This is a genomic window from Poseidonocella sp. HB161398, from assembly GCF_005870025.1.
GTDB lineage: Bacteria > Pseudomonadota > Alphaproteobacteria > Rhodobacterales > Rhodobacteraceae > Mangrovicoccus.
The window spans coordinates 107576-129979 of the sequence record NZ_VATA01000013.1 but is presented as its reverse complement, the minus strand read 5'-3'; the positions used below and the strand labels follow the sequence as shown (position 1 = coordinate 129979).

Here is a 22404-nt window from a genome sequence, read left to right as displayed (position 1 = left end):
CAGAATAGTCATTCCAGCGGCATGCGGTCTGCAATCTTCGCAGATAGACCGCCACGTTTGACGCTTTCATTCGTTCTTTTGGAGAGATATGACAGATCCATGCATATCGACGATACCGACCGGCGCCTCCTGCGCCAGCTCCAGGCCGATCCGGCGCTCGGCTTCGCCGAGCTGGCCGATCGGGCCAATGTGTCCGCCGCCACTGCCCGGCGGCGGCTCGAGCGGCTGCGCGAGGCGGGCGTGCTGAACGGTCCGCGGGCAGTGATCGACTGGGACGCGCTCGGCTACCGGGTGGAGGTGTCGCTCCGGATCGCCATCGACAAGACGGTCCCGGGCGCCTTCGACCGCTTCCTCGAGGAGGCGCGCAAGATCCCCGAAGTGACGGAGATCCAGACCTTTCTCGGCCGGGTCGACCTGCGGCTCTCGGTGCGGGCGCGGGACATGGCGGATTACCAGCGGATCTACCGCGACCGCATCCTGTCGCTGCCGCACATGGCCGATATCGAGGCGCTGGTCCGCGTCGCCACCATCTTCGAACGCGAAAGCCTGCCCTTGTGATCGAGCTCGACGAGACCGACCGGGCACTCCTTAGGGCGCTGGCAGAGGATGCCACCGAAGGGGCCGGGGCGCTGGGGCGGCGGCTGGGGCTGAGCCAGCCCGCGTCCTGGCGGCGGATCCGGCGTCTTGAGGAGGCCGGGGTGATCTCGGGCCGGGCGGTCGATCTCGACCGCGAGAAGCTGGGCTTCGGGGTGACTGTCTTCCTCGGCATCAAGCTCGCGGCCAAGGGGCGGCACGGGCTCGAGGATTTCGAGCGGGCGATTGCGGCCATCCCGGAGGTGCAGGCGGTCCATCACGTGCTGGGCCGCTTCGACTACCGGCTGATCGTCACCGCGCGCGACCTGCCGGATTTCGAGCGGGTGCTCCGGCGCCGGATCATGACGCTGCCCTCGGTGGGCGAGGTGGAGGCAAATGTCCTTCTCAGCCAGGAACGGCGGCCGGGGCCCTTGTGACGGGTGAGGGTGCGGGAGAGGGAGGGCCCTCTCCCGCGGCCCTCTCCCCTCGCGCCCAGCCTAATGGCCGCGCGCGCCCAGACCCGCCTTCATCATGATCCGACGCACTGGCGAGATGCCGTAGATCAGCCCCAGCCCGGTCTTGCGCAAGTCGCGCAGCGGCTGCGGCTCCATCATCGACATGCGGTTCAGCAGGTCGACGCCGAAGACCCGTGCCGCCACTTCCGGCCGCCGCGCGCGGTCGTAGCGCGCCAGGAGCGCAGGATCGCCCAGCGTCTCGGCATCCGAGCCGAAGAGCTCCAGCAGCAGGCCCAGGTCGGCGAGACTCATGTTCAGCCCCTGCGCGCCGATCGGCGGCACGACATGCGCGGCCTCCGCCATCAGCGCCGTGCGCTGGCCGCAGAACCGGTCGGCGACCATTGCCAGCATCGGCCAGAGGCTGCGCTCGGTTGTCAGCTCCAGCGGGCCGAAAAGCCCGCAGCTGCGCTCGGTCGCGGCGGCATTGAACGCCTCCGGCTCCAGCGCGGCCAGCGGCTCGGCCTCGGCATTGCGCTCCATCCAGACGACGGCCGAACAGGGCGCGCCATCGCGGTCGGGCAGCGGAACCAGGGTGAAGGGGCCGCCGGAGCGGTGGATCTCGGTCGAAACGTTGTCATGCGGCACGGTGTGGCGGACGGCGAAGGCCAGCGCCTTCTGGTCGTAGCGGATGCGCCGCGCGCCGAGCCCCAGCGCCTCGCGCACCCGGCTATTGCGGCCATCGGCGCCGATGGCCATGCGCGCCCGCACCGCGGTGCCGTCGTCGAGGCGCGCCAGCACCTCGGCCTCGCGCGGGACCAGATCGGCCAGGCCGGTGCCGGGACGGAATTCCACCGTCGCCAGCTCGCCCAGCCGGGCGGCCAGTTCGCGGCGGATCAGCCAGTTGGGCAGGTTCCAGGCGAAGGGCGCCTCGCCCAGATCGGCCGAATCGAAATCGCGCGCCAGCCGAGGGGCGATCTCGCGCCCGCCGGCATCGACGATCCGCATCACCTTCAGCGCCGAGGCATGCGGGGCGAGCCGTGCCCAGATCCCGGCCTCTTCCAGAAGCGCCTGACCCGGCTGCAGGATCGCCGTGGTGCGCCAGTCGGCCCCCTTGGCCGCGCCCTCGGTCACGGGCGGGGCGGGGTCGACGCACAGAATGCGGTGCCCGCGGGCGCCGAAGGCGGCCGCCGCGGACAATCCCGCCAGCCCGCCGCCTGCGATGACGATGTCGAAATCCTGTCTGGCCATGCCCATGCTGCGCCCTCCGGTTGCCCGGCTATCTAGCGACTTTGCGGGCAGGGGCCATAGGCCGTTTCGTCACCCGCGCGAGATAAGGATCATGATCGCGAACATCGCGAAGGTCATGAACAGCGCCGGCAGGATCAGCCCGGGCAGGCCGAAGAGCAGGATGCAGCAGCCCCAGAAGGCCACCCAGGCGCCGATGAACCACGCGGCATTCGTGGCGTTTGCCTCGGTGTCCTCGCGGACCATCCAGCCAATGCAGGGGATGGCGTGGAGGATCTTGGTGAAGGTCGATTTCCCGGCCTGGCCGGCCTCGGTGGTGGACATGCGCGTTTCCTCGGGATCGTGTCTCATATCAGGAAGGATGTATCTCAGATGCGGCGCTTCAAGCCCAGCCCCGTTCTTGCCGCAGTGGCTGACAAACTTGCGTCAGGGTTTCCGGTTTTTTAGCAGCTTGCATCCCGCTGCATGCCGGGGCAGGCTCCGTCGCATGTGTGCACAGCAAACGAACAAGGACGCTTATTCGCTCATCCTCGAGGCGATCGATGCCGGGGTGTACAGCCCCGGGGACCGGCTTGTCGAAAGCGAGCTTGCGGAGCGTTTCGGCGTGTCGCGGACCCCGATCCGCGAGGCGCTCCAGCGGCTGGAGACCCAGTCGCTTCTCAGCCGCGACGGGCGCAGCCTGATCGTCGCCTCGCTCGACCACAACCAGATGGCCGAGCTCTATGTCGTGCGCACCGAGCTCGAAGGGCTGGCGGCGCGGCTCGCTGCGCAGCATGCGACGCCCGAGGAGATCCGCGTCCTGCGCGAGATGGTGGAGGAGGACCGCGCGCTGGTGGACGATCCGCAGGCGCTGGCCCGTGCCAACCGGCGGTTCCACAAGCAGATCCACTTGGCCTCGCACAACCGCTACCTGGTGCAGCAGCTCGACCTCGTGCACCGCTCGATGGCGCTCTTGGCCTCGACCTCGCTGGCGGCCGAGGGGCGCGGCGACCGGGCGCTGGCCGAGCATGACCGCATCGTCGCCTGCCTCGAGGCGCAGGACGGGGACGGCGCCTACGAGGCGCTGAAGGAGCATATCTCGAAAGCCTTCGAGACGCGGCTTCGGCTAGATTCGGAGAAGGCAGCCGTTTGAGCCGCCCGCCGCGGAGCGGGGCGGGCGGCGGCGGCGCGGCCATGGCAGGACCATTCTCATGAAGATCATTTTCTCGCATCAGAATTTCCCCGCCCAGTTCGGCCATTTCGGCGCCTATCTGGCGCGCTGCGGCTGGGACGTGACCTTTTTCACGGCGGCCGAGGCCGCCAAGCCGCCGGAAGGCTGCCGCATGGTGAAGATGGCGGCCCATCGCGAGCCGGGCGCCGAGACCCACCGCTATCTGCGCGGGCTGGAATCGGCGGTGCTGAACGCGCAGGGCTTTGCCAATTCGGCGATGCGGACGCGGGCGAAAATCCCCGCGCCCGACGTGGTGGTGGCGCATTCCGGCTGGGGCTCGGGCAGCTTCGCCAAGGCGGTCTGGCCGGAGGCGAAATTCGTCAGCTATGCGGAATGGTACTACCGCTGGCCGCCGCGGGATCTGGAGGGCGGGGCGCCCGCCCAGGGCGCCGAGGACGGCCGCGCCTATACCATCGCGCGCAATCTGCCGATGCTGCTCGATTTCGACCAGGCCGACCGGATCTGGTGCCCGACCGCGTTCCAGGCGGGGCAGTTCCCGCAGGCCTATCGCGACCGGATGACGGTCCGCCATGACGGCGTCGACTGCGAGATCTTCGCGCCGGCGAAGGCCTGGATCGAGGGCGTGCCCGAGGATGCCGAGCTGGTCACCTATGCCACCCGCGGGATGGAGCCGCATCGCGGCTTTCCGGAATTCATGCGCGCGGTGGCGGCGCTGCAGAAGACGCGGCCGAAGATGCATGCAGTGATCGCCGGACAGGACCGCGTCGCCTATGGCGAGAAGCTGCCCGAGGGCGAAAGCTGGAAGGCGCGGATGCTCGAGGAGCTCGATCTCGATCTGGACCGCGTGCATTTCGTCGGGCTCCTGCCCTATAGCCGATACCGCGAGCTGCTGCAGGCGTCGCAGGCGCATGTCTACCTGACTGTGCCTTTCGTGCTCAGCTGGTCGATGATCGAATCGATGGCGGCGGGCTGTCCGATGGTGGTCTCCGACACGGCGCCGGTGCGCGAGGTCGTGACCGATGGCAGCATGGCCGAGATCGTGCCCCTGCGCGATGCCGCAGCCGTGGCCGCGGCGGTGGCGCGGCTGCTCGACGATCCGGACATGGCGCGGCGCAAGGGCGAGATGGCGCGCCGCCGGGTGCTGGCCGCCTATGACCGGCGCTGGATCTGGCCCGCCCGGGCGCAGGAGCTGGCGGAACTCGCGACCGACATGGCCTCCTGAGGCGGCAGCGCCCATGCGAAAGGGCCGGAACAAGGTCCGGCCCTCTGCGGCGGAGGCGGGGCCCTCCGCGCTTCTCCCTGTCGGATCAGCTTTCGACGCCGAGGATCGACTTCAGCTTGACGTCCGCCGAGGCGCTGTCCTCCTCGGACAGGGTCTTGATCTCGACGAGCTGCGAATTCGAGATCTTGTCGACGTCATAGGGCACGCCATTCGCGGAAAGCATGTCATAGGCCAGGATTTCCAGCTGGCCGCGCTCCGCTTGGGTCAGGGTCACGGAATCGCCGATCGGGTCGGGAATGTCGGGCCGGTTTTCAAAGCCGATGATCGACCACAGTTCGCTGTCGGCGTTCCCGGCGGCGCCTTCTTCGGCGACATTCTTGATTGCCGCGAGCTGGCTGGCGTCAAGCTTGGTGACGTCATATGCAATTCCCGACTGGCGCAGCGTATCTTCGGCAAGGGCCTGCAGCTGGGACGGTTCGCCAGTGCCCGCCAGAGCATTGTCGACGGCCGGATCGTAATTCGGTTCATATTCCGGACCGATGATGACATAGAGCTCGCTGCGCAGGTCGCCGCCGTCCTTTTCCTCGACAGCATCGCGGATCTGGGCAAGCTGATCTTCCGACAGCATGTCGACATCGTAGGAAATCTGATTCTCGGTGAAAGCATCTTCGGCGATGGTTTCAAGCTGGCTCCGGTCCATGCTCGAGGCCGTTTGGGCGAAGGCAGCGCCGGACATGGACATGATGACGGTCGTGGCAAGCAGCAGCTTTTTCATTTCTGGTCTCCAATTCTGGTCTCGGCTTTCGCGGCATCAACCGCGTCACGGCCAGTCAACATGGCGGCGGCGGAATTGTTCCGCGATCAGTTTCGCCTTTCTGTGCACCGGGCAGCGCAAGGTATGGAAATGCCGCCTTCTGCAGGAAGCTGCAGGGGCCGTTCCCCGGACTGCCCAGCGGCAGGCAAGCTCCCGTTCCCGCGAGAATTTTACCTCCGGTTAGGGGTTCGGCCGGAGCGTGCGCGATTGGCGCGAGCTGCACCCTTTCGGTTGTGTTTCCCAAAGCTGTTTTGCAGTTGCAGCATTGCTCACGTTTTGCAGAGATATTCGTAAAAACCCAGGTATTTTGAAACAACTGTTGCCGTTTTTCGCCGAGTGGATTTAAATGTCCTTGCGCTTCTTCGTGTTTCTTTCTAGCACGGAAATTGCATCAATATTCCTGGCTGGCCTCCTGGCCATCCACGGGAGATTTCTCTGAATTATCCAAGAACAGGGCAGACTGCGAAATGGTTGATATCTCCACGCTGAACCGCGACGAGCTCGAAGAGCTCAAAGTCCAGATCGACAAGCGTATGGTCGAATTGGAAAAAGAGCAGAAAGTTGCGGCTCTTGCGGAAATGAAGGAGATCGCGAAGCGGCACGGCGTTTCGCTCGAGGAGATGGTCAAGATGGCTTCCTCCACGGCATCGCCGACGGGCCAGCTGCCGAAATTCCAGCACCCGGAAAACCCCAAGCACACCTGGACCGGCCGCGGCCGCAAGCCGAAATGGCTGATCGAGGCGCTTGAAGGCGGTGCCGAGCTCGAAGACTTCGCGATCTGAGATCGCATAGCGGGCGCGGAGGCAGCCGCGCCCGCCCTTTCCGCGGCCCCGGACTCTCCAGCGTCCGGGCGTGCCGCTCTGCGCCGCGGCTTTCCCGGCGCGTCCCCCCGCACATGATCCGGCTTTTTCCGCACCGGCCGCAGGCTGGTCCGCGGACTGTGTCAAATGGCACAGAACCCCCCGGCGGCCGCCGCTAGGGTCTCCTCATCCTGCCCCCCGCAGGATTGGAGGGAGAAACCGCCGCATGTTCAGTCCAGGCCCCCGTCAGGCCGCCTTGTCTCTGGCAGGTGCCTATTCCCAGCTTCTGGCTGCGAGCAGCTTCGCCTCGGCGATGGCGCGGCTCCGGCTGCATTCCTTCGCGCCTGAACCGGCCTGGCTGGCCCCCCTGCAGGCGCAGCTCCTGGCCCTGGCGGCGGAGGCGCGCCACTGGGAGGAGGCGCGCCCCGCCATCCAGGCGGCGCTGCTCGGGCCGGTGATGGAGCAGGCGGCGGCGGCGGACCGCGCGGCCGCTGCGCCCTGCGATCCGGCTGCGATCCGGAAACTGCGGGAGCGGGCGCGCGCGGGCGGGGCCGAACTCGGCAGCGCCGCGGCGGGGCTTGCCGGGCATCTGGCGCGGCTGCGGGCGGCGCAGGAGGGATACGAGGCGGCGCTCGGCGCGGCCTGGCGCGAGCTGGCGGCGGAGGAGGCGGCGATGTCGGCGCTCGCCGCGCGGGTGGCGCAGCTGCTCGAGCGGCTCGCGGCCCTGCATGAGCGGCCGCGCCACGCCATTCTGGCCGCGGACCAGCTCTATGTGCTGGAGCCCGTTTCCCTCGATTTCGGGCTCATCGATGCGGACGGGAAGGAGGTCCCGGTCCTGTCGATGGTGCTCGATCTCGGCGCGGGCCGCGGGAAGCCCGCGCCGGTGCCGCAGGAAGACGCCGCCGCCGCGCGGCTGCTGCAGGAGATCGCGGCGCAGCGCGCGGGGATGAGCCCCGAGGCGCAGGCGGCGGCGCTCTGCACGGCTGTCGTCCGGCTGACGGATATGTTCGACCGCGAGGTCTCGGGGCCGGGCGACCGCTTTCCGTATCTCGCCCAAATGTGGCGCAGCGAGGCGGAGCGCCACCGCGGCACCGAGAAGACGCTGCGCTCGGGCGTTCCGGTCGAGGAGCTGCCCGGCCTGGCCTCGCTGCGGCAGGACGCCGCCGAATGGGGGCTCCTGGCCGCGCTCGCCCGCTGCTGCCAGCGCTTTCCCGGCCTGCGCAGCAGCCAGACCGTGCCGCGCCATCTCCGTTTCCGCTCGCCGCGCGTCGCCGCGGCGATGCCGGCCTGAGCAGGGAGGGACATCCGGTGGATATGACCTGGCTGCTCTGCGACCCCCAGAATCCCGACTGTCCGGCTGCCTCCGGACAGGATGGATCCGCGCCGTTTCCGGCTGGCGGAAGGTCATGGCGGTCTCCCCCGCCGTCATGGCCGCGCCGGCGGGACCCGGAGCGGAGCGATCCCGCCCCAGCGGCGGGCGTCATTCCCTTTCCGCTGGCGCCAAGGCCGGCCGCGGCGCCTTGCGGCCCGCAGCCGCAGATGGCGCCGGAAACCTGGGAAGCGGCCTGGCCCGGCCTGCCGCTGCCCGTTGATATGCCCGTGTCCCGGAGGACCCCGTAATGAGCCAAGGTCTTGTTTTCGGCCAGCAGCATGCCGATGGAAGCTTCCTGTCGGAGGCGCGCAGCGGCGCGGCCCTGATCCCCTATAGCAACGGCGCCGCGACGGCGCTCTGCCTCGAGGCGCTCTGGCCGCACCGCGAGGAGCTGCGCCTGGCCCCCGGCCTGGGCGCGGCGCTGGATTTCCTCGAACGCTGCGAGCGCAGCGACCGGCCCGGGCATTTCGGCCGCCATCCCGAAACCGCGGCCCCGGCCTGGATGCGCGACCGTCCGTCGCCGGATCTGGACGCCACGGCGCTGATCGCGGTGACGCTCTACCGCTACGGCCGCCGCAGCCTGAAGGACCTCCAGGCGGTCTACTGCAAGGCGATGCTGCCGGTGCGGCTCGACCAGATCCCGGCCGATGCCGAGCCCTGGCATGACTACGACATCTTCGGCTCCTGGCTGGAGCCGGACCTGCTCGACAACCCGGTCGACCTGATCGCCAATATCAACGCGCTGGTCCTGCTGGAGCTCCTGGGCCAGCCGATGCCCGAGATCCCGGCGATCCGGCTGATGCTCTGGCGCGCGCTCGACTGGGCCGGAGAGGACAAGGAGCGGATGCAGCGCCTGTCGCCCTGGCATCCCGAACCGGTGGAGCTGCTCTGCGCGCTGGAACGCGCCGAGCGGCTGGGCGTCGGCGGCCTCGAGCGGGCGATCCGCCAGCTCCGCCAGCTCGACTGGGTGCGGCGCGACCTGGACTCCGAGACGCCGCTGGCGCTGCACAAGTCGCCTGACGGGATCACCTCCTGGAGCTGCCCGCTGCTGCACGAGCTGCGCCGTGCCGATCCGACCGGCAGCGGCCGCATCCTGCGGCGCGTGCAATAACGCGACCGCATCTGCCGGAGAGGGAATTGCCGTAGCGGAGACTGCGCTGTAGGTCTCGAAGATGAAAAGCATTTTCGGGAATCACGCCATGCGCCCTGTCACCGCCCGGCCCGGCCAGGGCCGCGCATGAACTGCGCCCTGCCGGACATCTCCGCGCTGCCGCTCTTCGAGGGCATCTCGCCGGAGCGCCTCGCGGCGCTGAACCTGCGCTGGTCCGAGAAGCGCTACGAGCCCGGGCAGATGGTCTTCGACCGCGAGGATGACAGCCGCGACGTCTATTTCCTGTGCAGCGGCGCGCTGCTGGCGGTCTACTGGACCGAGGACGGGCGCGAGATCGTCTATACCCGGATCGGCACCGGATCGCTGATCGGCGAATTGTCGGCGATCGATGGCGGGGCGCGGTCGCTGGCGATCTTCGCCCGGGCGCCGTCGCGGCTGCTGCAGCTGTCGGGGCCGTCCTTCATGACGCTGCTCGACGAGGTGCCGGAGATCCGCGCGCGGGTGATGCGGGATCTGGTGGCGCGGATCCGCAGCCTGACGCTGAAGGCGCACGAGCTGTCGACCTATTCGATCGAGCAGCGGCTCTGCTCCTACCTGATCCGGCTGGCGCTTGAGGCGGACTGCCTGGCGGGGGGCGGGGTGATTGCCGATGCGCCGACGCATCTGGAGATCGCGGGCTCGATCGGGGCCAACCGGGAGATGGTCTCGCGCTCGATGAGCCGCCTGGCCAAGCGCGGGGCGATCCGCTCGGCGCGCCGCAAGATCGAGATCCTGGACCCCGAACTGCTGTCCGACGGGCTCTGAGCCCGCGGAAGAAAGAGGGGAGGCCGGGCGCGTCCGCGTCCCGGCCCCCGCCGGATCACTCGGCGGCCTTCAGCTCGAAGCCGCGGTTGATCATGTCGACCGGTTTCACCGGGTATTCGCCGGAGAAGCAGGCATCGCAGTAGCGCGGCGCCTTGGGATCGCGTCCCTCCGCCTCGCCGACCGCGCGGTAGAGCCCGTCGAGCGAGATGAATTTCAGCGAATCGACGCCGAGATAGTCGCACATCTCGTCCTCGGACATCCGCGCCGCCAGGAGCTTGCCGCGGTCGGGCGTGTCGACGCCGTAGAAGCAGGGCCAGGCCGTGGGCGGGGAGGCGATGCGGAAATGCACCTCTGCCGCGCCGGCATCGAGGATCATCTCCTTGATCTTGCGCGAGGTGGTGCCGCGCACGACCGAGTCGTCGACCAGGATGATCCGCTTGCCGCGCACCAGCGCGCGGTTGACGTTCAGCTTCAGCCGGACGCCCATGTTGCGGATCTGCTCGGTCGGCTCGATGAAGGTCCGGCCCATGTACTGGTTGCGGGTGATGCCGAGCGCGAAGGGGATGCCGGATTCCGCGGCAAAGCCCACCGCGGCCGGGGTGCCGCTATCGGGGACGGGGCAGACCAGGTCGGCATCGACCGGGGCCTCGCGCGCCAGTTCGACGCCGATCTGGCGCCGGGTCTCGTAGACTGAGCGGCCGCCGAGGATCGAATCGGGGCGCGAGAAGTAGACATGCTCGAAGATGCAGAACCGGCCGGGCAGGCGGTTGAACGGGAAGTAGCTCTGCACGCCCTGGCTTTCGGAGATGACGACCATCTCGCCGGGCTCGATCTCGCGGATGAACTCGGCGCCGATGATGTCGAGCGCGCAGGTCTCGGAACTCAGCACCCAGCCTTCGCCGAGCTTGCCCAGGACCAGCGGGCGCACGCCCAGCGGGTCGCGCACGCCGATCAGCTTGGTGCGGGTCATCGCGACGACCGAGAAGGCGCCCTCGACGCGGCGCAGCGCGTCCTTCATCCGCTCGGGGATGTCCTTCTGCAGCGAGCGCGCCATCAGGTGGATGATGCATTCGCTGTCCGAGGAGGACTGGAAGATCGAGCCGCGCTCGATCAGTTCCCGGCGCAGCTCCTCGGCATTGGTGATGTTGCCGTTATGGGCGATCGCCGCACCGCCCATGGAGAATTCGCCGAAGAAGGGCTGGACGTCGCGGATCTGCGTGTTGCCCTTGGAGCCTGCGGTCGAATAGCGGACATGGCCGATGGCCAGCGGTCCGGGCAGGTTCTTGATGACTTCCTGCGACGTGAAGTTGTCGCGGATATAGCCGAAGCGGCGGTCGGAATTGAAACCGACGCCGGGGGCGTGGGTGACGATGCCGCCGGCTTCCTGGCCGCGATGCTGGAGCGCATGCAGGCCGAGGGCGACGAAGCTCGCCGCGTCGGCTGTGCCGATCACGCCGAAGACGCCGCATTCCTCGCGCAGCTTGTCATCGTCGAAAGGGTTGCTGAAGAAGGCACGCTCGGACAGGGTCTGGTCCGAGGGAAGACCGCTGTCGCTATCGGCGCCTTGGGTCTCGGTCGCATCGCGCATGGGCTATGGGCTCCGAATCCGGATTTTGGGAGGTTGGCCTCCCTTACCGCGAAAGTTCCCGGGTGTCACGAAAGGATCATATACATGTTGTCGCGCGCTAACAATCGTGATGCCGCGCGCGTCCGCGTGAGACCCGGGGGCGGGCTCAGAGCCCGCAGGTGCCCACCAGGGCTTCGTAGCGGCCGAGGATCCAGCCCGGGACATCGGTCGGAATGGTCGATTCCAGGCCGCTCTCGGCGCCGGCGAAGACCCGCGCGGTGCGGCTGTCGTCGATGATCGGGAAGGTCGAGGAGACGACGACGCGGTCATAGACCAGCAGCGCCACCGCCACGAGCAGGATGCCGCGCAGCGCGCCGAAGAGGAAGCCCAGCCCCTGGTCGATGCCGCCGAGCGCCGAATTCTTCACCAGCGAGGCGAAGAGCGGGCTGAAGATCGACACCACGATCAGGCAGAGGCCGAAGACCACGCAGAAGGCGGCGATGATCGACAATTCGCAGCTGTCCTGCAGGAACTGGCCGACATAGGGGATCTCGCGCACCAGCGGTTCGACCTGGTGGGCGAAGAGATAGGCGACCACGGCGGCCGCGACCCAGCCGAGGATCGCCAGGGATTCATGGACGATGCCGCGCGAATAGGCGAGGAGCGCGGAGAGCAGGATGACGATGGCCACCCCCGCATCCAAGAGCGTAAACCCGTCCATGCACTCAACTCCTTCGATGTCAGCCCGCGCCGAATTGCTCGCCGACGAAGGCGGGGAGGTCCGACACCTGAGAGACGCTCAGACCCGAGGTTTCGCTGAGCCGGCCGCCCGCGGGGGCCAGCGCGTTTCTGAAACCAAGTTTCGCGGCCTCTTTCAACCGGTTTTCCATCTGTGTGACAGGACGCAGCGCCCCCGAGAGGCTGATCTCGCCGAAGACGACCGTGCCTTCGGGCAGGGCCTGGTCCTCGCGCGCCGACAGAAGCGCCGCGGCCACCGCCAGGTCGGCGGCCGGTTCGCTGATCTTCAGCCCGCCCGCGACGTTGAGATAGACGTCGAGCCCGGTGAAGGTCATGCCGCAGCGCGCCTCGAGCACGGCGAGGATCATCGCCAGCCGCCCGGAATCGAGCCCGACGGTGGACCGCCGCGCCTGGCCCGCAGGCGCGGGGGCGACGAGCGCCTGCAGCTCGCAGAGCACCGGGCGCGTGCCCTCGATCCCGGCGAAGACGACAGAGCCGGGCGAGGGCTTGCCGCGCCCGTCGAGAAAGAGCGCCGAGGGGTTCCTGACCTCGGCCAGGCCGCGGCCGGTCATCTCGAAGACGCCGATCTCGTCGGCCGGGCCGAAGCGGTTCTTGACGCTTCTGAGGATGCGGAACTGGTGGCCGCGCTCGCCCTCGAAATAGAGCACGGTATCGACCATGTGCTCGACCACGCGGGGCCCGGCGATCTGGCCCTCCTTGGTGACATGACCGACGAGGATCACCGAGGTGCCGCGGGACTTGGCGAAGGTCGTCAGCTCATGGGCGGCGGCGCGGACCTGGCTGACGGAGCCGGGCGCCGAGTCGACCGTGTCGAGCCACATGGTCTGGATCGAGTCGATGATGGCGAGATCGGGCTTGGCCTCTTCCAGCGTGGTGAGGATGTCGCGCAGGTTGGTCTCGGCGGCGAGCCGCACCTCGGCCTTGCCGAGGCCGAGTCTCTGGGCGCGCATCCGCACCTGGGCCGAGGCCTCCTCGCCCGAGACATAGACGACGGACAGCCCGGCGCGGGCAAAGGCCGCGGCTGCCTGCAGCAGCAGGGTGGACTTGCCGATGCCCGGATCGCCGCCGACGAGGATGGCCGAGGCCGGCACCAGCCCGCCGCCGAGCACGCGGTCGAGTTCCTCGACGCGGGTCTCGGTCCGGGGCGGGGGGGCTTCCTCGGTGGCCAGGTCGAGCAGCGGGACGGGTTTGCCGCGCAGCGCGCCCAGCGACTTGCCGGGACCCGCGGCCAGCGGGCGCTCTTCGGTGATCGTGTCCCAGGCGCCGCAGCCATCGCAGCGGCCCTGCCATTTCGCGAAGGCCGCGCCGCAGGAGGAACAGATGAAGGGACGGGGTTTCGGTGCCATTGCGACTGGTTGCCCGAAGCCGGGGCCGGGGGCAAGGGGCGAGGGGCCGGGGGAGAGGGTCTCCCTCTCCCCCGATACCCCCTCTCCCGGCGCTCAGCCCTTCCGCCAGCTCAGCAAGAGCGAGCAGAGCACGCAGGCGGTGAAGAGCCAGAGCCCCCAGGCGGTTTCGACATGGCCGATGCCAGTGCCCTTGGCGATGACGACATAGAGAGCGATCAGGAAGATGTCGGCCATGGCCAGCCGCGCCATCAGCGCGATCACCGGCTTGGCGCGGCGGCTCAGCCAGCCGCGCGCCACCGCCTCGGTGCCGAGGATCTTGGCATAGGGCGCCACCAGCGCGAAGAGCGCGACGAGCAGGGCCAGCCCCTTGTCGGTCTCCCAGAGCCCGGCGATGCCCGACAGGATGCTGATCTCGCCGAGCCCGAAGAAGGGCAGAAGCCCCGCCCGCAGGAGCGGCGCCGCCCAGGCGACGGGGAAGGCGACGAGCAGCGCCAGGTTCAGCCAGCGCGCCAGCTTCGCCACCGGCGTCAGCGCACCGCCTCGATCGGCCCCTCTGCCGAGCCCGAGACGAATTGCGTCACATAGGGATCGCCGCAGCTGTCCATCTCGGAGACCGGCCCGGTCCAGCGGATCTTGCCGCCATGGAGCATCGCCACCTTGTCGGCGATTGCGCGGACGGAGGTCATGTCATGGGTGATGGTCATCGCGGTCGCGCCCATCTCGACCACGATCTCGCGGATCAGGTCGTTGATCACGCCCGACATGATCGGGTCGAGCCCGGTCGTGGGCTCGTCGAAGAAGATGATCTCGGGCTCGGCGGCGATGGCGCGGGCGAGGCCCACGCGCTTCTGCATGCCGCCCGAAAGCTCCGCCGGGTACTGGTCGGCGACATCCGGGGTCAGGCCGACGCGGCGCAGCTTCTCGATGGCGATCTCCTTCGCCTCGGCCTTCGGCCGCTTCAGCTTGCCGCGCAGCAGCCGGAAGGCGACATTCTCCCAGACATGCAGGCTGTCGAACAGCGCGCCGCCCTGGAAGAGCATGCCGAAGCGCGACAGGAACTCCTCGCGGTCCTGCTTCTCGACATCCTTGCCGTCGACCAGGATCTTGCCCTTGTCGGGATGCACCAGCCCGAGGATGCATTTCAGCGTCACCGACTTGCCCGTGCCCGAGCCGCCGATGATCACCATGCTCTCGCCCTTCGGGATCGTCAGGTCGACGCCGCGGAGGATCTCTTTCGGCCCGAAGGCCTTGTGGATGTCCTGGAGCTCGATCATGCGGAGAAGAACACCTCGGTCAGCAGGTAGTTGGAAGCCAGGATCAGCACCGAGGCGGCGACCACGGCGGTCTTGGTGGCTTTGCCCACGCCCTGGGCGCCGCGGCCCGACTGCATCCCCTGGTAGCAGCCCATCAGCGCGATCAGGAAGCCGAAGACGGCACCCTTCGCCAGGCCCGAGGAGATGTCGTTGAAGCTCAGGATGTTGACGGTGTTGGTCAGGTAGGTCGCGGCGTTGAAGCCGAGCCGCTGGGTCGCCACCAGATAGCCGCCCATGATGCCGATCGCGTCGCCGACCGCGACCAGCGCGGGCATCGACAGCGTCGCGGCCAGCACCCGCGGCGCGGTCAGGTACTTCATCGGATGGGTGGAGAGCGTCACCAGCGCGTCGATCTGCTCGGTCACCTTCATCGTGCCGATCTCGGCGGCGACCGAGGAGGCGACGCGGGCCGCGACCATCAGCCCGCCGAGCACGGGGCCGAGCTCGCGCACCATGCCGATCGCGACGATCTGCGGCACCACCGCCTCGGCTGAGAACCGCGCGGAGCCGTCATAGATCTGCAGCGCCAGCGCCGCGCCGGTGAAGATCGCGGTCATGCCGACGACGGGCAGGCTCAGCCAGCCGATGGTCAGCAGGGCATGGCCCAGCTCGCGCGGATAGTAGGGCGGGGAGAAGATGTGCCGGATCGTGTCGGCGGCGAAGATCGACAGGCGTCCGACCCAGGCCAGTGCGGAAAGTACCGCACGTCCCAGTGCGGCGATCGGCGAGAGCAGTCCCATGGCACCTCTTAACGTTGTCACGGGCAACTGGGGCCCGGAGGCGCCGCCCGGGACGAGACCTGCCGCAAAAAGGCGCCTGCCGCAAGGGGCGGCAGGGACACAGGGGCGAGAGGGCGGCGGGGTGCCGGAACCCTGCGCTGAACCGCATCAGGGCGATGCAGGTCCCGGTTGCGCGGCCCGGCCGGGGCGGCGTGACGTCCCGGCCACGCCCGGCCCCGGGACACCTGGTCATGTGGTTCCCGCCGGCGGGGCGTGATATCTTGCGCCCGCAACCAGCATCCGGAACGGACAGGGCAATGAGGCAGGCACTCGCGATCGCAACGGCGGTAATGGCAGCCGGCGGCGGCCATGCGGATCCCTACGAGATCTGCGCGGCCGCGGATCCGGCGACGCCGGGCTATTGCGACTGTGCCGTGGCGACGGCGCAGGAGGCCGGGATCGACGGCGACCAGCTCGACCGGCTGCTGGCGGATGACTGGGCGGCGATCCCGACGGATGTGGCCGACCGCTTCAGCCTGATCGTGGTGGAATGCCTGCGCGCCACCGAGACGACGCCGGGCGCGGCTGCGCCGGTGCTCTCGGGCGGGCAGGGCGGCTCGGCGCCCTTGGGGCAGATGATGCCGCCGACCGGGCGCGAGGGCATCGCGCCGCTCGCGCTGCCGCCGGCCGCCGCGGCACAGGACCCCGAGCCCGGGGAGGCGGAGGCCGGGGATGGGGCGGCAGAGCAGATCCCTGCAGATGGCGGCAGTGCGGCGGAGGTCGCCGGGCCCGCGGACGGGACCGAGGAGCCCGCCGCTGCGGAAGGGGGCGACGCGGCGGAGCCGGCAGAGCCCGCGGATCGGGCGGCAGAGCAGATCCCTGCAGATGGCGGCAGTGCGGCGGAGGCCGCCGGACCCGCGGACCGGACCGAGGAGCCCTCCCTCGCGGAAGGGGGCGATGCGGCAGAGCCGGCAGAGCCCGCGGATCGGGCGGCAGAGAAGATCCCGGCAGATGGCGGCAGTGCGGCGGAGGCCGCCGGGCCCGCGGACCGGACCGCGGAACCCGCTCCTGCGGAGGGGGGCGATGCGACCGAGGGGGCAGAGCCCGCAGATCGCGCTGCGGAGACTTCCCCTGCGGAGGACGGTGGCGCGCCGGAGGCCGGCTCGGCAGAGGCCGCGCCTCGGGAGGCGGAGGGCGAGGCCTGCGCCGAGGAGGAAGACTGCGATGCCGCGGCGGCGGCGCCGGACCGACCGGCGCCCGAGCATCTCGCGCCGCTCGCCCCCTCGGCGCATTAGCCGTCGGCTGGACAATGGCAGCGCGCCAGCCCTCGCGGGGAAGTGTCACGCGCTTGGGCTGCATGACGCCAGTTTTCCGCGGCGAGCTTCAGAAAATCCGGGTGATCCCGCCAACTCCTGGGGAGCGGGACACGGGACCTTCGCGGAGGCCTGCCGGAGCGTTCCGCCGTGGTCCGGGAAGGTCGGGTATCTCCTGCCGCGGAGCCTTGCAGATGCCGTCCTGCGGAAGCGGAACCTGCATCATGCGGCAATGACCAGGGGCGCCGCGGCGGCACTTTGGGACAGCGGACGTCGCTCGCGCGGTCGGGACCGCAGATCCGGGGACGCCGGCGCTTGGCACCGGCGAGGCTCAGCCGAGGAGCTGCAGCCAGATCCAGGCGGTGAGCACGCAGCCCGCGGTGCCCAGCAGGACCCCGGTCGCCGCCACCCGCCGCGCCTTGCCGTACATGTCGGCGAAGAGGAAGCTGTTCACCCCCGGCGCCATCGCCGCGGTGATGACGCCGTTGCGCAGCACGTCATGCGGCACGCCGAGCCCGGTGCCGAGCCCCAGCGTGATCGCCGGATGCAGGATCAGCGAGACCGCCACGACAAAGCCCGCTGCCACCAGATCGCCCTCGGGGCGGTAGCGCACCAGCACCCCGCCGAGCCCGAAGAGCGCGGTCGGCAGCGCGGCGCGGCGCATCAGCTCCAGCCCGTCGGAAAGCACGCCCGGCATGGCCGCGCCCGAGAGGTTGAAGATCAGCCCCAGCAGGATGCCGATGATCAGCGAATTCGAGAACATCGCCTTCAGCACCGCCCGCGCGGTCTGCGCCCGGCCCATGCCGCGGTTGCGCACCATCTCCATCAGGGTGATGCCGAGCAGGTAGCAGAAGGGCGAGTGGATCGAGATGATCGAGTAGTTCGCCGCCAGCGAGGCCTCGCCATAGGCGCGCTCGCTGATCGGCAGGCCGAGAAGCAGCGAGTTCGAGAAGAGGCAGCAGAAGCCGATGGCGATGCTGTCCTCCCAGTCGCGCTTGAAGAGCACGCGCGCCCCGAAGATGCCGGCCGCGAAGCCCGTCGTCGCCCCGGCATAGAAGCTGAAGAGCAGCCGCGGATCGAAGGACTGGGTCAGGTCGAGCTGCGAGATCGCCAGGAACAGCAGGCAGGGGATCGCGAATTTCTGGCTGAACACCATCAGCCCGTCGACCGAAGAGGAGCTGATCCACTTGCGGTAGGCGGCCAGGTAGCCGAAGCCGATGACGAAGAAGACGGGAAGGACGACCTCGATCAGCGCGCCCATCAGAGGTCGAAGCTCAGCCGCAGCCCGTCATGGGCGGGGATGACATGCTCCGGCGTCTCCGCGGCGACGTCGTCATAGTCCAGATCGTGATGCATGTTGGTCAGCACTGCCTGTACGGGGGCCACGCGCTCGATCCAGCCGAGCGTCTTCTCCAGATGCGAATGGCTGGGATGCGGGGTGCGGCGCAGCGCGTCGACGATCCACAGCCGCAGCCCCTCTAGCGCGGGCCAGGAGCCCTCGGGAATGTCCGAGACATCGGGCAGGTAGGCGATATCGGCGAAGCGGAAGCCCTTGGCATGGATCGAGCCGTGCTCGACATCGAAGGGGATCAGCGTGATCGTGCCGCCCTGGCCGACCACCGAGATCGGCCCCTCGATCCGGTGCATGTTCAGGATCGGCGGATAGGGCGATCCCTCGGGCGCCTCGAACGCGTAGGCAAAGCGCACCAGCAGGTCCTTCTGCGTCTCGGCATCCGCCCAGACATTCAGCCGCGCGCGGGTGTTGAAGACGATCTGGCGCAGGTCGTCCAGCCCGTGGACATGATCGGCATGGGAATGGGTGTAGACCACCCCGTCGAGCGCGCCGACCCCGGCATCCCAGAGCTGCTGGCGCATGTCCGGGCCGGTATCGACCAGCACGCGGGTGGTGCCTTGCGGACCGGCCTGCTCGATCAGCAGCGAGCAGCGCCGCCGCGTGTTCTTCGGGTTGTCGGGATTGCACTCGCCCCAGATGCCGCCGAGCCGCGGCACGCCGCCCGAAGAGCCGCAGCCCAGGATGGTGACCGAAAGCGTCGTCGTCATGCGGCAGCCCAGGCCGCCGCGCGGGAGAAGAGCCGGTCGAAATTCGCGGTGGTCGCGGCGGTGAACTCCTCGAGCGCCAGGCCGAAGACCTCGGCGCCGACCGCGGCGGTCTTTGCCACATAGGCCGGTTCGTTGCGCTTGCCGCGATGGGGCGGGGGCGCCAGATAGGGGCTGTCGGTCTCGACCAGGATGCGCTCCAGCGGCGCCTTGGCGAAGATCGCCCGCAGCTCCTTCGAGCGCGGGAAGGCGGCGATGCCGGACATGCTGAGATAGAAGCCCAGATCCAGCGCCGCCTCGGCCAGCGCCTCGGTCGACGAGAAGCAGTGCATCACGCAGTCATAGGCGCCCGCGCGGTGCTCTTCGGCCAGGATCCGCGCCATGTCCTCGTCGGCGTCGCGGGCATGGATGATCAAGGGCAGACCGGTGCGGCGGCAGGCCTCGATATGGATCCGCAGGCTCTCCTGCTGCTTCGCGGCGCTCTCGGCGGTGTAGTGGTAGTCGAGCCCGGTCTCGCCGATGCCGACGCATTTGGGATGCCGGGCGGTCTCGACCAGTGCCTCGACCGTGACCAGCGGCAGGTCGGCCACGCTCATCGGGTGGATGCCGTAGGCGAAGAACACCTGGGCGTAGCGCTCGGCGATGCCCCGGACCTTCTCCAGCCCGGCGGGCTTGGTGCAGATCGACACCATCCGCCCGATCCCGGCCTCGCCCGCGCGCGCGATCACCTCGTCGAGCTCGCCGTCGAAATCGGGGAAATCGAGATGGCAATGGCTGTCGACGAGAAGGGGGCGGGAGGGGGCAATCATTACACGGATCCGGTCTGGAAGAGCGCGTCGGACGCGGTGGCGTCCAGCGTGTGTACCATATCGAGGATGAGGCTGCCGGGGTCAAGGTTCACCGCTGTCCCATGGGCAAGCCGCCGGGCGATGCGCGCCTGCGCCCCGGCCCAGGCCTGCGCCGCGGCATGGTCGGGCGACAGCCGGCAGAGCGCGGCCTGCATCTCGGGGCCGAGGTCGCCGGGCGCGCGGCCGGTCACCCCGGCGCGGGCCAGATCGGCCAGGATCGTGCCCAGGAGCTCCTGCATCAGCAGCCGCTGCGGCTCCGCCTCGCGCGGGGAGAGCGCCTCTGCCAGACCCAGCGCCAGGGCGCGGTCATGGTCGGGCATCCCGGCCACCAGCCGCAGCAGCGTGCCGTAGAGCCCGAGCCCGTCGAGCTGGCAGAGCCCGACCGCCGTGCCGACCGACCCGCCCGCCAGCCGCGCCAGCCGCGCCATCTCCGCCGGATCGGCAGGGATCTCGGCGCCGGTCTGCTCCAGCGCGGCCGCCAGCGGCTCTGGGCCCAGAGGCGCCAGCCGCAGCAGGCGGCAGCGCGAGCGGATCGTCGGCAGCAGGCGGCCGGGCTGGTGGCTGACCAGGATCAGCACGGTGTTCTTCGGCGGCTCCTCGAGCAGCTTCAAGAGCGCGTTCGCCGCCGCCACGTTCAGGTCGTCGGCGCTGTCGACGATCACCACGCGGGCGCCGCCATCGGTTGCGGACATCGAGAAGAACCGCTTTAGCGCGCGCACCGCATCGACCGGGATCTCGGCCTTCAGCCGCCCGGTCTTCTCGTCATAGGGCCGGCGCAGCAGGCTCAGCCGCGGCTCGGACAGCGCGGCGACGCGGCGGGCAACGGGGTGCTGCGGGTCGACATGCAGGTCGGCGGGCACCGGCTCGGGGCCGAACATGCCGCCGCCGGGCTCGCGGCACAGGATCGCGCGGGCCATCGCCCAGGCCAGCGTCGCCTTGCCGCTGCCCTTGGGGCCGGTGACCAGCCAGCCGTGATGCAGCCGCTCGCCGCCGATCGCCTGCGCGATCTCCGCCAGCAGGGCGTCATGGCCGAAGAGCCGCGGCGTCTCGCGCGGATGCGGCGTGTCGGGGAGCCGGTCCGGCTCGGGGCGGTCGCTCATGCCGGGGTCCATCCCAGCGCGTCGCGCACCCGTGCCGCCACCTCGTCGGCGGTGCCTGCCGCGTCGATCACCCGGCAGCGCCCGGGCTGGGCGGCGGCGATCTCCAGGAAGCCCGCGCGCAGCCGCTCCTGGAAGGCCAGGCCGAACCCCTCGAACCGGTCCTCGGAGCCCGCGCGGTCGGGGCTTCTGGTGCGCGCCAGCGCGGTGGCGGGGTCCATGTCGAAGATCAGCGTGACGTCGGGCTCGCGGCTGATCATCATCTCGTGCAGCCGGTCGACCAGCGCCCGGAGATCGCCGCGGGCCGCGCCCTGGTAGACGCGGGTGGAATCGGCGAAGCGGTCGGTGATGACGGTCTCGCCGCGCGCCAGCGCCGGCTCGATCAGCCGTTCCAGATGGTCGCGCCGCGCGGCGGTGAAAAGCAGCAGCTCGGTCTCCGCCGACCAGCGCCCGGGATCGCCGGTCAGCACCAGCTGGCGGATCTCCTCGGCGCCGGGCGAGCCGCCGGGCTCGCGGGTCAGCACGACGGGCAGGCCGCGCGCGCGCAGGCTCTCGGCCAGGCGCCGCGCCTGGGTCGACTTGCCCGAGCCGTCGATGCCCTCGAAGCTGATGAAGCGGCCGCGGTTCAAAACAGGCCCTTCACCTGGCCGACGAGCTTCTGCGCCAGCACCGTCGTCGCGGTGCGCACGCGCGGCACGAAGCCGCCGCGGATCACGTCGCGGTCCGAGACCAGCGGGATATGCGCGTCGGGCAGCCCCTCGCGGCGCACCACCAGATCCGCCACCTGCTGCCCGGCCGAGACCGGCGCCTCGATCGGGCCGGTGAATTCCACCGTCGCAGTCATCTCGCCGAGATTGATCGCCGGGACCAGCACCGAGGAATCGGCAGCGGCGACCAGGCCGATCTCGGTCGCGTCGCCCATCCAGACCGGGGCGGTGGCCACTTTCTGGCCTTCGGTCAGCAGATCGGTCTTCAGAAACTGGCGAAAGGCCCAGTTGACGATCCGCTCCCCCTCCTCTGCACGCGAATCCGCCGTGGGAAGGCCGGAGAGGACGAAGACGATGCGGCGCTGGCCCTGCATCGCCGAGCCGACGAGCCCGTAGCCCGCTTCGGTCGTGTGCCCGGTCTTCAGCCCGTCCGCGCCGATGCCGAGGCCGAGCAGCGGGTTGCGGTTGAACCGGTTCTGCGGCGCGCGGCCGTCATAGTCCCATTCCGGGATGGAGAAGTAGCCGTAGTATTCGGGGAAATCCTGGATGATGTGGCTGGCGAGGATCGCCAGGTCATGCGTGCTCATCCGGTGGATCGGGTTCGGCCAGCCGCTGGCATTGGCGAAGGTCGACTGGGTCATGCCCAGATCCTTGGCCCGCTGGTTCATCAGCCGCGCGAAGGCGTCCTCGGTCCCGGCCAGCCCCTCGGCCACGACGACGGTCGCGTCATTGCCCGACTGCACGATGATCCCGTGCAGCAGTTCGTCCACGGTGGGGCGGTCGCGCTCGTTGAGGAACATGGTCGAGCCGCCCATCTCGCGCGCCCGGGTGGAAACGCCGAAGCGGGTGTCGAGCGTGACATTGGGATTGTCGCGCAGCGCCTCGAACAGCATGTAGACCGTCATCAGCTTCGACATCGAAGCCGGCGGCAGCGGCACATCGGCATTCTTGTCGAGAAGCACCGTTCCGGTGGTCAGGTCGACGACATAGGCTGAACTCGCCTGTGTCTCGAATTCCGCCCGCGCCGGCAGCGCGAAAGCGGAGAAAAGGCAGGCGAGGCTGAGCAGCAGACGGATCATGGGAACTCCCTTTGGGGGTCGTGCTGCGTCT

General features: G+C 69.4%; 24 protein-coding genes. 9 read left to right on the top strand and 15 right to left on the bottom strand.

Annotated features, from left to right (window positions below):
• Positions 1-99 precede the first annotated feature (99 nt).
• Entirely contained in the window at positions 100-558 is a 459-nt protein-coding gene (locus FGX59_RS12665; protein ID WP_138466892.1) for an Lrp/AsnC family transcriptional regulator, read from the top strand.
• Positions 555-1010: an Lrp/AsnC family transcriptional regulator gene (locus FGX59_RS12660; protein WP_138466891.1), complete on the top strand. Its 456-nt coding sequence runs from the start codon at positions 555-557 to the stop codon at positions 1008-1010. Before FGX59_RS12665 ends, FGX59_RS12660 begins: the two co-directional genes overlap by 4 nt.
• Positions 1011-1070: 60 nt before the next feature.
• Here FGX59_RS12660 and FGX59_RS12655 read toward each other — a convergent pair whose 3' ends face one another.
• Complete coding sequence (locus tag FGX59_RS12655; protein ID WP_138466917.1) at positions 1071-2276, bottom strand: UbiH/UbiF family hydroxylase; 1206 nt, start codon at positions 2274-2276, stop codon at positions 1071-1073.
• 69 nt (positions 2277-2345) lie between these two features.
• Positions 2346-2597 (bottom strand): hypothetical protein, encoded by a 252-nt coding sequence (locus FGX59_RS12650; RefSeq protein ID WP_138466890.1) that lies wholly within the window; start codon positions 2595-2597, stop codon positions 2346-2348.
• A gap of 163 nt (positions 2598-2760) precedes the next feature.
• Between FGX59_RS12650 and FGX59_RS12645 the strand changes: the two genes are divergently transcribed.
• Both FGX59_RS12645 and FGX59_RS12640 read left to right on the top strand, forming a co-directional pair.
• Positions 2761-3405, top strand: a complete 645-nt coding sequence (locus FGX59_RS12645; protein WP_138466889.1) for a GntR family transcriptional regulator — start codon at positions 2761-2763, stop codon at positions 3403-3405.
• A 58-nt stretch (positions 3406-3463) separates the two neighbouring features.
• Entirely contained in the window at positions 3464-4666 is a 1203-nt protein-coding gene (locus tag FGX59_RS12640) for a glycosyltransferase (protein ID WP_138466888.1), read from the top strand.
• An 85-nt stretch (positions 4667-4751) separates the two neighbouring features.
• Here the strand turns inward: FGX59_RS12640 and FGX59_RS12635 are convergent, their stop codons facing one another.
• Positions 4752-5441, bottom strand: a complete 690-nt coding sequence (locus FGX59_RS12635; protein WP_138466887.1) for a hypothetical protein — start codon at positions 5439-5441, stop codon at positions 4752-4754.
• A 506-nt stretch (positions 5442-5947) separates the two neighbouring features.
• Here FGX59_RS12635 and FGX59_RS12630 point away from each other — a divergent pair.
• The 4 genes from FGX59_RS12630 (at position 5948) to FGX59_RS12615 (ending at position 9567) form a co-directional block, all read left to right on the top strand.
• Complete coding sequence (locus FGX59_RS12630; RefSeq protein ID WP_138466886.1) at positions 5948-6262, top strand: H-NS family nucleoid-associated regulatory protein; 315 nt, start codon at positions 5948-5950, stop codon at positions 6260-6262.
• A gap of 244 nt (positions 6263-6506) precedes the next feature.
• On the top strand, positions 6507-7571 hold the full coding sequence (locus FGX59_RS12625; protein ID WP_138466885.1) for a hypothetical protein: 1065 nt from the start codon (positions 6507-6509) through the stop codon (positions 7569-7571).
• Between the two features lie 328 nt (positions 7572-7899).
• A complete protein-coding gene (locus tag FGX59_RS12620; protein ID WP_138466884.1) occupies positions 7900-8763 on the top strand; it encodes a hypothetical protein in 864 nt (287 codons plus the stop codon).
• Positions 8764-8889: 126 nt separating this feature from the next.
• Positions 8890-9567 (top strand): Crp/Fnr family transcriptional regulator, encoded by a 678-nt coding sequence (locus FGX59_RS12615; protein ID WP_138466883.1) that lies wholly within the window; start codon positions 8890-8892, stop codon positions 9565-9567.
• A 55-nt stretch (positions 9568-9622) separates the two neighbouring features.
• On the opposite strand, the gene purF is transcribed toward FGX59_RS12615, so the two are convergent.
• From purF to FGX59_RS12585, 6 genes are all read right to left on the bottom strand, one after another.
• A complete protein-coding gene (gene purF, locus FGX59_RS12610) occupies positions 9623-11155 on the bottom strand; it encodes an amidophosphoribosyltransferase (RefSeq protein WP_138466882.1) in 1533 nt (510 codons plus the stop codon).
• A 145-nt stretch (positions 11156-11300) separates the two neighbouring features.
• A complete protein-coding gene (locus FGX59_RS12605) occupies positions 11301-11855 on the bottom strand; it encodes a CvpA family protein (protein WP_138466881.1) in 555 nt (184 codons plus the stop codon).
• A gap of 19 nt (positions 11856-11874) precedes the next feature.
• Positions 11875-13239 carry a DNA repair protein RadA gene (gene radA, locus FGX59_RS12600; protein ID WP_138466880.1) on the bottom strand — a complete coding sequence of 455 codons (1365 nt, stop codon included), beginning with the start codon at positions 13237-13239 and terminating at the stop codon, positions 11875-11877.
• A 93-nt stretch (positions 13240-13332) separates the two neighbouring features.
• Complete coding sequence (locus tag FGX59_RS12595) at positions 13333-13752, bottom strand: paraquat-inducible protein A (protein ID WP_138466916.1); 420 nt, start codon at positions 13750-13752, stop codon at positions 13333-13335.
• Positions 13753-13766: 14 nt separating this feature from the next.
• Entirely contained in the window at positions 13767-14513 is a 747-nt protein-coding gene (locus tag FGX59_RS12590; RefSeq protein ID WP_138466879.1) for an ABC transporter ATP-binding protein, read from the bottom strand.
• Positions 14510-15292 carry an ABC transporter permease gene (locus FGX59_RS12585; protein WP_138466878.1) on the bottom strand — a complete coding sequence of 261 codons (783 nt, stop codon included), beginning with the start codon at positions 15290-15292 and terminating at the stop codon, positions 14510-14512. The genes FGX59_RS12590 and FGX59_RS12585 overlap by 4 nt, the downstream gene beginning before the upstream one ends.
• 296 nt (positions 15293-15588) lie before the next feature.
• Here FGX59_RS12585 and FGX59_RS12580 point away from each other — a divergent pair, with 296 nt between their 5' ends.
• Entirely contained in the window at positions 15589-16566 is a 978-nt protein-coding gene (locus FGX59_RS12580; protein WP_138466877.1) for a hypothetical protein, read from the top strand.
• 349 nt (positions 16567-16915) lie between these two features.
• Here the strand turns inward: FGX59_RS12580 and FGX59_RS12575 are convergent, their stop codons facing one another.
• From FGX59_RS12575 to FGX59_RS12550, 6 genes are read right to left on the bottom strand one after another with little or no spacing between them, the layout of a single operon-like run.
• Positions 16916-17845: an AEC family transporter gene (locus tag FGX59_RS12575; RefSeq protein ID WP_138466876.1), complete on the bottom strand. Its 930-nt coding sequence runs from the start codon at positions 17843-17845 to the stop codon at positions 16916-16918.
• Complete coding sequence (locus FGX59_RS12570; protein WP_138466875.1) at positions 17845-18645, bottom strand: MBL fold metallo-hydrolase; 801 nt, start codon at positions 18643-18645, stop codon at positions 17845-17847. Before FGX59_RS12570 ends, FGX59_RS12575 begins: the two co-directional genes overlap by 1 nt.
• Positions 18642-19451 (bottom strand): TatD family hydrolase, encoded by an 810-nt coding sequence (locus FGX59_RS12565; RefSeq protein ID WP_138466874.1) that lies wholly within the window; start codon positions 19449-19451, stop codon positions 18642-18644. The genes FGX59_RS12570 and FGX59_RS12565 overlap by 4 nt, the downstream gene beginning before the upstream one ends.
• Positions 19451-20590 (bottom strand): DNA polymerase III subunit delta', encoded by a 1140-nt coding sequence (locus tag FGX59_RS12560; RefSeq protein ID WP_138466873.1) that lies wholly within the window; start codon positions 20588-20590, stop codon positions 19451-19453. Before FGX59_RS12560 ends, FGX59_RS12565 begins: the two co-directional genes overlap by 1 nt.
• Positions 20587-21216, bottom strand: coding sequence for a dTMP kinase (gene tmk / locus FGX59_RS12555; RefSeq protein ID WP_138466872.1), 630 nt, complete (start codon positions 21214-21216; stop codon positions 20587-20589). Before tmk ends, FGX59_RS12560 begins: the two co-directional genes overlap by 4 nt.
• The gene (locus tag FGX59_RS12550) at positions 21213-22373 is read right to left on the bottom strand and encodes a D-alanyl-D-alanine carboxypeptidase family protein (RefSeq protein WP_138466871.1); all 1161 of its coding nucleotides are present in this window, start codon (positions 22371-22373) and stop codon (positions 21213-21215) included. The genes tmk and FGX59_RS12550 overlap by 4 nt, the downstream gene beginning before the upstream one ends.
• Positions 22374-22404 lie beyond the last annotated feature (31 nt).